Source organism: Anaerococcus sp. HMSC075B03 (assembly GCF_001815585.1).
GTDB lineage: Bacteria > Bacillota > Clostridia > Tissierellales > Peptoniphilaceae > Anaerococcus > Anaerococcus vaginalis.
This window is the reverse complement of record NZ_KV821178.1, coordinates 22,203-33,269: the sequence shown is the minus strand read 5'-3', so window position 1 is coordinate 33,269 and position 11,067 is coordinate 22,203. Positions and strand designations below refer to the sequence as shown.

Below are 11,067 nucleotides of genomic sequence, written 5' to 3'. Positions count from 1 at the left end.
TATTCGTGCTTGAGGGTTTGTCTACGCTCTGAATTCCCTCATCGGGGAATTTTTTAAATATTTAAATATCCTTGTGATAACACTGGATCTTGGGTGAAATTAAAATGCATTTTTAAAAGAGTTTTTTTGTCGCTGTCGTTTAAAATTATTGTTGAGTGAGCATCAAGTCCTTTTAGCTTATTTAAATTTTCTAGTGCCAAATGACTTACTGGATTTGTTGTTGCTGATATTGAAAGAGCAATCAACACATCATCAACTGATAAGGACTCCTCTTTTTGTTTTAAAATATCTTCTTTTAATTTCAAAACTGGCTCTAATATATGTGGAGATATTAATGGAATTTCATCATTTATTCCAGAAATTTCTTTTAAGGCATTTAAAATACAAGCTGCTGGAGATGACATTAATTTTGATTTTTTGCCTGTAACAATTTTTCCACCACCAAGCTCAATTGCAAAAATTTCTGAATTTTTTTCTTTTTGTTTTTCTCTAGCTTTTATGGCAACTATCCTATCTGATGATTCTAAATTTAGTCCGCTCATCAAAATTTCTATTTTTTCTACAGGTTTAAAGTCGGATTTTGCAAGTTTAAAATCTACTAAGGCATTGTAATATCTTCTTATTATTTCATTTTCACAAGCCTTTATTGTTTCTTTCTCATCGTCGATACAAAAACCAACCATATTCACTCCCATATCAGTTGGAGATTTGTAAGGGCAAACTCCAGAAATTTTTTCAAACATTTGTTTTAAAATAGGAAAAGCTTCAACGTCCCTATTATAATTTACTGTTGTTTTTCCATAAGCTTCAAGATGATATGGATCAATCATATTTACATCGTTTAAATCGGCTGTAGCTGCTTCGTAGGCAATATTTACTGGGTGTTTTAAAGGAAGGTTCCACACTGGAAAAGTTTCAAATTTTGCATAGCCTGCGTTTATTCCTCTTTCATTTTCCAAATACATTTGTGAAAGACAAGTTGCAAGCTTTCCACTTCCTGGTCCTGGTCCTGTTATAACTACCAAGTCCCTACTTGTTTGTATATAATCATTTTTTCCAAAACCATCTTTGCTTATAATATGAGGAATATTATTTGGATAACCTTCAATGTCATAAGTCTTATAATTTTTTATATTTAAACTATCAAGATATTTTCCATATTTTATAGCTGATGGTTGGTTATCGAATTGAGTTATCACTATTGAATTTACAAAAAATCCCAAATCCTCAAAAGAAGTTTTTAGCCTTAAAACTTCTGTGTCATAACCTATATCAAGATCTGATCTGATTTTATTTGATTCAATATCATTTGCGTTTATTACGATTACAATTTCAGTAATATCTTTTAATTTTTTTAACATTTGTAATTTAGAATCAGGCAAAAATCCTGGCAAAACTCTTGATGCGTGAGAATCATCAAATAATTTTCCGCCAAATTCAAGATACAACTTATCAAATTCTTTTATTCTTTCCTCTATTTTTTCCGACTGGATTTTTATATATTTATCATTATTAAAAGCTTTTTTTATCATTCCTACCTCCTAAATACAGATTATATTATATACTAGATGAAAAAATTTTTGAATATTTTTATAAAAAAAGATGCGAAATATCGCATCAAATTTTTTAAAAAATTTTATTTTTCTTTTACTTCGTATTTGTCCCAATTTTCAGTTTTAAATGTATTGCCATCTTTGTCAATCCAATAAGCTTCTGCATTAAATTTTTTGACTAATTTTTTTCCTTCTTCCAAATCTTTTATAAAAAGAGCTGTTGAAAGGGCATCTGCATAGGCAATATTATCTGTTATTACTGAAACAGATTTAAATTTTGTTGATGGATAATTTGTATCTGGATCTATAATGTGATGATATTTTTTTCCGTCAATTTCAAAATATCTTTCATAATCTCCACTTGTTACAACTGATGTCTTATTTACAGAAACTACTGAAGCGTAAGGATGATCTTCTGATAGTGATGGATCTTTGATTGCAATTTTAAATTTCCCCGATGGTCTTGTAGGATTTTTTCCAATTATTGCAACGTCGCCACCAACTGATAAAATTCCAGTTTGAAGTCCTTTTTCCATCAATTCTTTTTTTATTAATTCAGTTGCGTAGCCTTTTCCAATTCCGCCAATATCAATTTGAACATTTTTATCATTAATGTATGCTGTTTGATTTTTTTCATCTATTTCTATGGCATCTATATTTCTATATTTTCCTGCTTCTTCGAGCTGTTTGTCTGATGGAAGCTTTATATTTTCTGGATCTTTTTCACTTTTTTCTCTTAAATCAAGCCATATTTTCAAAACTCTGCCGTATGCAATGTTTATATCGCCATCAGTTTCCTTGTACCATTTTTTTCCTTCTTTTAAAATATCAATTATTTTTTTGTCAACTTTGACTTTTTCTTTTCCAGCATTTTCGTTTATTGTGGAAAAATTATTTACCTTATCAAATTTATCATAATTATTAAATAATTTATGATATTCTGCCATTCTTTGTTCAACTAAATCTTTGTATTTGTTAAATTCTTCTTCATTTTTGCAATAAGCAGTAAAAGTTGTTATTGTGTCAAAGTATTCATAAATTGTTGCCTCAAATTTTTTCAATTGATTTTCGTCAACATTATTTGAATTGTTTGAAGAAATTTTTTTATCATCACTCATTTCACTTTTAATATTGCTTTTTGCTTCCGGTTTAACTTTTTCAATTTTTTTATTACATGATGAAAGTGCTAAACATAAGCCTAGCACCACACAAGTCATTTTTATTTTTTTATTTTTCAAAATCTAATCCCTATTATATAAATCTATTACTACCATATCTTTATTTACTTTAATATCTTCTTCATTTGCCCAATTTAATAAAATAGCTCCAGCAATTTTTTCTCTAAATTCTTGGAGTTTATTTTCAAGTCCTAGCTCATAAATCAAATCCAAAAATTCCTCGTCAGCTGAGTATTCATTATAATTTTCAAAAAGCCTATCCCTATCAACGCTATCCAAATAATCCATAAAAACTTCTCTTGCAAGTTTTTTATTTACAGCTTCGCGACCTGGCATACAAACAAATTCGTCCATATTATTTTCAATATCAATATAAGATTCTTCTATATCGTCATTGTTATCCATATCATCATTTATTCTTATCAAATCCAAAGTATCAAGATTTAACCAAATATTTTTTAAATATGAATTATCCCAAATTGTCCATTTTTCTACCAACCAAGAAAGATTGATAGCCTCTTTGTTTCTACTCATTTTCTTTTATTTCAAAAACTACAGCCTCATATTCCCAAAGCTCTAGCTCAAGATTTTCCCCCTTATTAATTTTTATATTTTCTCTTTTATATTTATCTCCACCATATTTTTCAGAAAGACTATTAATTTTTTCAACAAAAATCAAATTTTCATCGTAAAAAATAGGATAAGATTTTTTGTAAGTATTAGTCATATTTAATACTACCAAAAATCTTTTATCATCTGCAAGTCTTTCGTAGGCAAAAACAGAATTTATATTGTCATCAACAACTTTCCACAAAAATCCTTTTTCATCAAAATCATTTTTGTAAAAACTTGGATTGTCCTTGTAAAGATAATTTAAATCTTTTACAAATTTTTTAAAATCTGAATGTATTGGAAATTTTAAAATATCCCAATTTAAAGATTCATTTTCATTCCATTCATCAAAAGTTGCAAATTCATTGCCCATAAAATTTAATTTTTTGCCAGGATGAGTTATTTGATAAGTATTTAATAATTTTAATTGTTTAAACCTATCTTCATAAAAACCATTCATTTTATTTATCATAGGTTTTTTTAGATGAACTACCTCGTCATGGCTTAAAGGCAAAAGAAAATTTTCTCTGTAAAAATAAAACATAGAAAAATTAATTTTTCCTTGATACATATATCTGTTTATTGAATCAACTTCAAAATATTTGCAAGTGTCATTCATCCATCCCAAATCCCACTTGTAATCAAAACCAAGACTATCTTGTGAATTTTTTTCTGTTACAAATTCATAAGATGATGAATCTTCTGCAATTTTCATAAAATTTGGATAATCATTTGAAAGATCTCTGTTTAATTCTTTTAAAAATTTAATATTATTAGGATTTACTCCCCTATTTTTATTTCCATCATAATAAATCATATTAGAAACTGCATCAATTCTTATTCCATCGAAATGACAATTTTCTATCCAAAAATTAATGGCAGATTTCATAAAACTTCTTACATGGCCTTTGGAATAATCAAAATTTAAACTTCCCCATTCAGAATATTGCAAATCTTTATAATCAGATTCGTAAAGACTAGTTCCATCAAAATATTTAAGGGCATAATAATCTTTAGCAAAATGAACAATTACAAAATCAAAAATTACTCCAATATCATTTTGGTGGCAAATCTCTACAAATTTTTGCAAATCTTTTATAGAACCATATCTTGATGACATAGCAAAAAATCCTGAAACTTGATAGCCCCAAGAAGGATAATAAGGGTGTTCTGTAATTGGCATAAGCTCTATGTGAGTATAGCCCATATCTTTTACGTAAGAAATTAATTTATCAACTATATCCAAAATATTTGGCATAGAATTATACCTTAACCAGCTTCCCAAATGAATTTCATAAATATTTACTGGTTTATCAAAATTTTTTTCTCTTTTTTTCATCCATTTTTCATCAGAAAAATCATAAGATGTATCAATAATTTTTGTAGCAAATTCTGGAGACATATCAAAATATTTTCCATAAGGATCAAATTTTTCAAATCTATTTCCTTGACTTTCTATAACATATTTATAGTAATCGCCCTCTTTTGCCTTAATAAATTTATAAAAATATCCATACTTTTCATTTTTAAACATAGGAATTTCTTGCCAATTTGAAAAATCCCCTTTGATTAAAACCCTATCAGCTTTTGGAGCATACAATCTAAAAACATATCCATCATCTTTTTTTATTGATCCAAAAATTTTATGGCCCAACTTGGAATCGCCATTTAAGTATGATTCTATTTTTTTATAATCTACATCAAGTAACTTCACTTCCATTTTATTCCTCAATCAAATCTTCGATATGCTTAATTAAAATATCTATTCCTCTAGTATTTTTTGCTCCTCTTGGAATTATTATATCTGCATATTTTTTTGTTGGCTCAACATATTTTTCGTGCATTGGCTTTACTTGTTTTATATATTGAGTCAAAACAGATTCCAAACTCCTAGATCTTTCTTTAGTATCTCTTAAAATTCTTCTTTGAAGTCTTACGTCACTATCCGCATCAATAAAAACGCAAGTATCCAAAATATTTCTTATTCTCTCATCATACAAAACCAAAATTCCTTCAATAAGAATTATTTTTTTTGGAACAACATGAATTGTCTCTTTGCTTCTAGTATGAATATTATAATCATAAGTTGGCATATCAATTTCTTTTCCAGCCTTTAAAGCCAAAAGATCCTTTAAAAACATTTCATTGTCAAAAGATTCTGGTTTATCATAATTTAATTTTTCCCTATCTTCAAAACTAAGATCATCATGTGATTTATAATAATTGTCATGTCCAATTACATATAAATCTTTAGAAAAATAATTTTTTATATATTCAACAATAGAAGATTTTCCACTAGCAGATCCGCCTGCTATTGCTATAATTTTTGTATCCATAATTAATTTACTTTATTTACGATTTTGCCATCAAGAAACTTATATAAATTATCAAAAACAATTTCACATCTAATATCCATAGCTTCTTGAGTTAAAAATCCTACATGATTTGTAAGCACTGTGTTTTTTGCATTTCTAAGCGGATAATTTTTATCAATCGGAGGTTCCATATCAAAAACATCAATGCCAGCTCTTAACTTGTCTTCATTTAATAATTTTGCCAAATAATCATTGTCAACAATCGGTCCCCTTGCACAATTTATCAAAATCGCCTTATCTTTCATAAGATCAAGCTCATTTTGTCCAATAAAACCACAAGTTTCTTTGTTTTGAGGAAGATGAATTGTAACAATATCAGAATTTTTCAAAAGCTCATCAAGGCTAACATACTTTGCACCAAGATTTTTCACTTCATCTTTTTCACTTCGACTATATGCCAAAATATTTGCACCAAAAGCCTTAAATAATTCAATAACTCTTATTCCAATTTTTCCTGTGCCAACAACTCCAACAGTTTTTCCTTTTATAATTTGACCAATGACCTTAAAAGATTCATCTTCATACATATTTTTTCTGTTTTCATTAAATTTTCTCATAAGAGAAATTGTAAGACCAAGCACTAGCTCAGCAACAGAATCATCAGAATATCCGCTGGCATTTTCTACAATAATATTTTTTTCATTGCAAGCTTCAATATCAACATGATTAAAACCAGTGAATGCCACATCAATTAATTTTAAATTTGTATTTTCAATTACATTTTTTGAAAATTTATTATTTGTAATTATAGCCACATCGCTGTCTTTTAATCTTTCAATTATTTTTTCATCATCAGATGCGCTTTTTTTGAAATATTGAAATTCATGGCCAAGTTTTTCTATTTTATTCTTATGACTTTCAATTATTCTATCATCAACGAGCAAAGGATCTATTAAAGAAATCTTCATTTACGCCCCCTTTATATTTTATTAATAATTTTTTATCTTGATATTATTATACTATTATGTTAAATTTAATTAAAGAAAGGAATTTAATATGGCAGTTGGTATATCATTTAAAAATGGAAAATGCTTGGAGGCTATTGAATATTATTGCGATATGTTTGACCTTGATCCGCCCGAAAAAATAATCAGATATTCTGACTTTGAACAGTATAACTTTCCCGAAGAAATCCGAGATCGAATTTATAATTCAAAATTAGAAATTTATGGAAATAATGTATATTTATTTGACACAACTGATGATAAGCATTGGACAAGTGGAAATAATGGAAGGGTTGTTATTGAAACAAACAGCGAAAATTTATATAAGGCTTATTCAAAACTTGAAAAGGAATCAAAGGTATTAATGCAACCCCAAACAATTAATAAGAAATTATTTACAACCTTGATCGATAAATACAAGGTATTTTGGCAAATTATTGCTACAATTTAATTTATTTTAAAAAAGATTCTTACCCTTATTGGCAAGAATCTTTTTTCTTTTTATTTCTCAATTTTTTAAAAAAATTTTGCAAAAGCTCTAGGCTTTCTTCTTTCATCAAACCAAATTCTGCATCTAAATAATGAAGTTGGCTTCTATCACCTGTAATATTTGTGTTTGAACCGCAAGCTCCTCTTTTTACATCAGCAAGACCTATAACTAATCTTTTTATTCTTGAATTTATTATTGCTCCAGCGCACATGGAACAAGGCTCCATTGTTACATACATTGTGCAATCTTCTAATCTAAAATCTCCAACATACTTGCTCGCCTTATCAATCGCAAGAATTTCTGCGTGTTTCAATGCAGATTTTCCTTTGTAGGTATAGTTGTGACTTCTTGCAATTATTTTTTCATCTTTTACAATCACACAACCAATTGGAACTTCGTCTTCTAATCTTGCAAGCTTTGCCTCGTTTATGGCTTCTTTCATATAAAAAATATCATCCATTTATTTCTCCACAATTTTAAAATATTTTAAATTATTTTTTCAACAAAAAAAGCTATCGCTCATTTTTTAAAAATTTGCAATAGCTAAAAATATTTGGCGTCCTGAAGAGGATTCGAACCTCCGACACCCGCCTTAGGAGGGCGGTGCTCTATCCAGCTGAGCTACCAGGACCTACCCCAATAGTATAGCAGAAAAGATAGAAAAAGTAAAACTTTTTCTATCTAGCTATAATACATTCTACCAAAAAATTGCAAGCATCTGATACTGTTCTTTTTACTCTAGTAAAGTTAGATGCCTTTTGTTGATCCTTTTTGCTTATCAAATTGACTTCGTATGATTTGTCCTTATATTTTATGTAAGCCTTGCCGAGTTTTTCATTTTTTTTAATTGGTGCTTTTATGTCTTTATTAATTTTAATTTTCACACTTGGCATTGCTTTGTCTTTAATTATAAAGCCAACTGTTTTTTCTGGATATAATTCTACATATCCTTCTTTTACAGAATTAACTTTTATTGAATCGCTAGGCAAATCTTTATCTGTAAGTTTTTTATAATTAAAATATCTTGAAACGTAATAAATTAAATCGGTCATAGCTGAATTTCTAAATTCATTTTCTTCAGCTCCCATCACAATTCCTATTGCCCTAAATTCATTTTTTGGATCAAATTTGTTCATATCGATGGTTGTTGTAAGACAATGACCAGCTTCTTCTGTTGTTCCTGTTTTTAATCCATCAACGCCTTTTATTTCGTCCCTAAGTGGAATAGTTGATTTTTTGTGAATATCTTTTTTGTTATCATTAATCTCATTTATTTTTGAATATTCTAAAACATCTGGGTATTTGCTAAGAATTATTCTTGTAAGTTCAAATAAATCTTTTGCAGATGATGAATTTTGTTTATCATCTTCCGTATTTATTCCTGATGCATTGTAATATTTTTGACTTTTCAAATTTAATTCTTGGGCTTTTTTGTTCATTTCATTGGCAAAATTAGCTTCACTTCCTGAAATTGTACTTGCCAAAAGATTTGCACAATCATTACCACTTACAACCATAAGACCTGTGAGCAATTCTTTTATTGTGTATTGTTCGCCTTCTTTAATTCCCATTGCAGAATATTCTGGCCCTGTTAAGTCTTCAGCTTCCTTAGTTCCCTTAACCTTTGTATCAAAAGAAATTTTTCCGCTTTCGATTGCATCTCTTGCAAGCAAAAATGTCATAAGCTTACTCATTGATGCTATTGGATAAGTTTGATCTGCATTTTTTTGATAAAAAATATCTCCACTTTCTTGATTTCCAATCAAGTACGCTTTTACAAATTTATCAGCACCAACAATATTATCTCCTTCTTTTGCTACCGTATCATCAGCAAAAGTTTTGATTGGAGAAAATATAAATAAAAACGCCAATAAAAATGCTATAATTTTTTTCCTTTTCATTCATCCCCCTAAACTTGTAGCGATTCCATTTTTTTATAATTTTTTCTCAAAAGCTTTAGTGTATAAACATCATCTTTTTTTGGATAAGAAAAATTAAATTTTTCAGAAAGTTGCATACCAATTTTTCTAAACAATTGGCAAGCTGCAAAAATTGCCCCATAAATTTCAGTAATATCATTTGTTTTAAAAGTCAAAAGCAATTCTTCCTTAATATCAGCTTCCAAAGTATGAATTAAATTTTGTCCATACTCCCCAGCATCTTTGCCCTTATTAAATTTATCAATTATATACCAATTTAATAATTTATATAGATAATCCCTTACACTTTGCATTCTATAGCCTGCACTAATAAGATCTCTTGACATAAGATTAAAAGAAACATCCAAACAGCTTGAAAAAAAGTTCTTACAACACTCATCAAATTCAAATTCACGAGCAAGACTATAAACAATATTTTTCTCACCAATTTCTTCTTCTAAATTCATTTTATCACAAATAAATTCAATACTTCCCGGACACAATTTTATAAAATCATTTGCCTTATCTTCCAAAATTAAATTTATGGAAATTTTTGTAGAGTCATTAGTATAAAGTTCGAACTTTGTAAATTGTTGATTTTTTTTATCAAGCTCAAAAGAATCTTTTCTTTTATTAATCATTGCATAATCATCAAAAATATTTTCCAAATCTTCTTTGATTTTTGAAATAATAATATCGCTCAAAACAAGATGAATATTTTGCAAATATTTATTATTATTATCTTCCTTTACAAAAAAAATCGCCTTGACTTTTTCATTAGATTTGGAATAATCTTTTAATTTTTCTATAATATAACTTTTCATAACCACATCTTTCTTTCTTACAAACAATTCTCCTATAAACTAATTTTACCACAAATTATAAATCTTTATAAGAAATAATTATTTATAAAATTTCAAAAAATCTTTCAAAACATTTGCAGTCATTCCCCATATAACAGGTTTTGTATTATAAAAATAAAATGTATGGTATCTTTGCCAAAAATTATAATTTTTCCCATTAGGAATTTTTTCAAAAGGAAAATCATCTGGCAAATCCATTTTGAGTTTTGCCGTATATTTTTCTGGAGGATTTTTTTTCAAATAATCAATAGAAACCGTAAAAATAGAATCAACTTCCATATTATAAGAAATATTTTCAAAATTTTTATTAATTCTTCCATAATAAGCTTTGATTAGCCTATTTGAAGAAGACAAAATCATAGAAGAATAATCAATCAACGAAACATCTTTTTCGTCTAAATTTAATTCTTCCCTACATTCCCTAATGGCAGCCATCTCAAATTTTTCGCCTTCATTTACTCCACCACCAGGAAAAGAAACTTCGCCAGCTTGGGAAATGAGATTACTCCTAACTTCAAATAAAATATGGTCTTTCCCATCAATATTAATTATAGGAATAAAAACAGCATATTTAGATAATTTTTTATAAAATTCATCATCAACTTGTAAATTTTTCATAAATTTTTTCTCCTTATAATCACTATACTATTTTTAAAATATTTTCTATCCTACACATTTATAAAAATATGGGTATAATGAAGACAAATAAGAAATAAGGAGATATTATGTGGAAAGAATTTAAAGAATTTATTTCAAAGGGAAATGTAGTTGACTTGGCAATAGGTCTTATCATGGGCTCTGCTTTCACTGCAATTGTAAGTGCAGTTGTAGATGGAATTTTGATGCCAATTATTTCAGGACTTACAGCAGGAGTTGATTACGAAGATTTAGCAGTTAATTTTTTTGGAGCAAAATTACAAATAGGTAGCGTTATAAATGCAATTATTACATTTTTAATTATTTCATTATTCCTATTTTTAATTGTAAAAGCATTGAACAAAGCAAAAAAAGAAGAAGTTGTAGAAGCTACAACAAAAATTTGCCCTCACTGTAAATCAGAAATTAATATAGAAGCAACAAGATGTCCAAATTGTACATCAAAACTTGAAGGATTCTCTGAAGAAATTAAATAA

Annotated in this window: 12 protein-coding genes and 1 tRNA gene; 2 read left to right on the top strand and 11 right to left on the bottom strand. The window is 27.9% G+C overall.

Features of this window, described 5'->3' with window-relative positions; translation table 11 throughout:
* Nucleotides 1-53: 53 nt before the first annotated feature.
* The 6 genes from HMPREF3045_RS03280 to HMPREF3045_RS03255 all read right to left on the bottom strand — a co-directional run bounded on the left by HMPREF3045_RS03280 (nt 54) and on the right by HMPREF3045_RS03255 (nt 6,626).
* On the bottom strand, nt 54-1,532 hold the full coding sequence (locus HMPREF3045_RS03280) for a DUF1846 domain-containing protein (RefSeq protein ID WP_070606107.1): 1,479 nt from the start codon (nt 1,530-1,532) through the stop codon (nt 54-56).
* Nucleotides 1,533-1,636: 104 nt separating this feature from the next.
* A complete protein-coding gene (locus tag HMPREF3045_RS03275) occupies nt 1,637-2,770 on the bottom strand; it encodes an FAD:protein FMN transferase (protein ID WP_070737147.1) in 1,134 nt (377 codons plus the stop codon).
* Between the two features lie 24 nt (nt 2,771-2,794).
* The gene (locus HMPREF3045_RS03270) at nt 2,795-3,265 is read right to left on the bottom strand and encodes an acyl carrier protein (protein ID WP_070737047.1); all 471 of its coding nucleotides are present in this window, start codon (nt 3,263-3,265) and stop codon (nt 2,795-2,797) included.
* Nucleotides 3,258-5,063: a 1,4-alpha-glucan branching protein GlgB gene (gene glgB / locus HMPREF3045_RS03265; RefSeq protein WP_070737046.1), complete on the bottom strand. Its 1,806-nt coding sequence runs from the start codon at nt 5,061-5,063 to the stop codon at nt 3,258-3,260. The genes HMPREF3045_RS03270 and glgB overlap by 8 nt, the downstream gene beginning before the upstream one ends.
* A gap of 1 nt (nt 5,064) precedes the next feature.
* Nucleotides 5,065-5,679 (bottom strand): uridine kinase, encoded by a 615-nt coding sequence (udk, locus tag HMPREF3045_RS03260; protein ID WP_070640893.1) that lies wholly within the window; start codon nt 5,677-5,679, stop codon nt 5,065-5,067.
* A 2-nt stretch (nt 5,680-5,681) separates the two neighbouring features.
* Nucleotides 5,682-6,626, bottom strand: coding sequence for an NAD(P)-dependent oxidoreductase (locus HMPREF3045_RS03255; protein WP_070737045.1), 945 nt, complete (start codon nt 6,624-6,626; stop codon nt 5,682-5,684).
* 88 nt (nt 6,627-6,714) lie between these two features.
* Between HMPREF3045_RS03255 and HMPREF3045_RS03250 the strand changes: the two genes are divergently transcribed.
* Nucleotides 6,715-7,113, top strand: a complete 399-nt coding sequence (locus HMPREF3045_RS03250) for a VOC family protein (protein WP_019117412.1) — start codon at nt 6,715-6,717, stop codon at nt 7,111-7,113.
* A 25-nt stretch (nt 7,114-7,138) separates the two neighbouring features.
* Here HMPREF3045_RS03250 and HMPREF3045_RS03245 read toward each other — a convergent pair whose 3' ends face one another.
* From HMPREF3045_RS03245 to HMPREF3045_RS03225, 5 genes are all read right to left on the bottom strand, one after another.
* Entirely contained in the window at nt 7,139-7,612 is a 474-nt protein-coding gene (locus tag HMPREF3045_RS03245; protein ID WP_004839142.1) for a nucleoside deaminase, read from the bottom strand.
* A gap of 94 nt (nt 7,613-7,706) precedes the next feature.
* Nucleotides 7,707-7,783: transfer RNA gene (locus tag HMPREF3045_RS03240), tRNA-Arg, on the bottom strand.
* 46 nt (nt 7,784-7,829) lie between these two features.
* Complete coding sequence (locus tag HMPREF3045_RS03235) at nt 7,830-9,053, bottom strand: D-alanyl-D-alanine carboxypeptidase family protein (RefSeq protein WP_070737044.1); 1,224 nt, start codon at nt 9,051-9,053, stop codon at nt 7,830-7,832.
* A gap of 8 nt (nt 9,054-9,061) precedes the next feature.
* The gene (locus HMPREF3045_RS03230) at nt 9,062-9,895 is read right to left on the bottom strand and encodes an aminoglycoside 6-adenylyltransferase (RefSeq protein ID WP_070737043.1); all 834 of its coding nucleotides are present in this window, start codon (nt 9,893-9,895) and stop codon (nt 9,062-9,064) included.
* 78 nt (nt 9,896-9,973) lie between these two features.
* A complete protein-coding gene (locus tag HMPREF3045_RS03225) occupies nt 9,974-10,552 on the bottom strand; it encodes an NUDIX hydrolase (RefSeq protein WP_070606116.1) in 579 nt (192 codons plus the stop codon).
* Nucleotides 10,553-10,659: 107 nt separating this feature from the next.
* Here HMPREF3045_RS03225 and mscL point away from each other — a divergent pair, with 107 nt between their 5' ends.
* Nucleotides 10,660-11,067 carry a large conductance mechanosensitive channel protein MscL gene (gene mscL, locus HMPREF3045_RS03220; RefSeq protein ID WP_070640886.1) on the top strand — a complete coding sequence of 136 codons (408 nt, stop codon included), beginning with the start codon at nt 10,660-10,662 and terminating at the stop codon, nt 11,065-11,067.

Excerpts from the sequence above, each read along its gene's own strand:
- HMPREF3045_RS03280 (WP_070606107.1), bottom strand. The coding sequence starts at position 1,532 with ATGATAAAAAAAGCTTTTAATAATGATAAATATATAAAAATCCAGTCG.
- HMPREF3045_RS03275 (WP_070737147.1), bottom strand. The coding sequence starts at position 2,770 with ATGACTTGTGTGGTGCTAGGCTTATGTTTAGCACTTTCATCATGTAAT.
- HMPREF3045_RS03270 (WP_070737047.1), bottom strand. The coding sequence starts at position 3,265 with ATGAGTAGAAACAAAGAGGCTATCAATCTTTCTTGGTTGGTAGAAAAA.
- glgB (WP_070737046.1), bottom strand. The coding sequence starts at position 5,063 with ATGGAAGTGAAGTTACTTGATGTAGATTATAAAAAAATAGAATCATAC.
- udk (WP_070640893.1), bottom strand. The coding sequence starts at position 5,679 with ATGGATACAAAAATTATAGCAATAGCAGGCGGATCTGCTAGTGGAAAA.
- HMPREF3045_RS03255 (WP_070737045.1), bottom strand. The coding sequence starts at position 6,626 with ATGAAGATTTCTTTAATAGATCCTTTGCTCGTTGATGATAGAATAATT.
- HMPREF3045_RS03250 (WP_019117412.1), top strand. The coding sequence starts at position 6,715 with ATGGCAGTTGGTATATCATTTAAAAATGGAAAATGCTTGGAGGCTATT.
- HMPREF3045_RS03245 (WP_004839142.1), bottom strand. The coding sequence starts at position 7,612 with ATGGATGATATTTTTTATATGAAAGAAGCCATAAACGAGGCAAAGCTT.
- HMPREF3045_RS03235 (WP_070737044.1), bottom strand. The coding sequence starts at position 9,053 with ATGAAAAGGAAAAAAATTATAGCATTTTTATTGGCGTTTTTATTTATA.
- HMPREF3045_RS03230 (WP_070737043.1), bottom strand. The coding sequence starts at position 9,895 with ATGAAAAGTTATATTATAGAAAAATTAAAAGATTATTCCAAATCTAAT.
- HMPREF3045_RS03225 (WP_070606116.1), bottom strand. The coding sequence starts at position 10,552 with ATGAAAAATTTACAAGTTGATGATGAATTTTATAAAAAATTATCTAAA.
- mscL (WP_070640886.1), top strand. The coding sequence starts at position 10,660 with ATGTGGAAAGAATTTAAAGAATTTATTTCAAAGGGAAATGTAGTTGAC.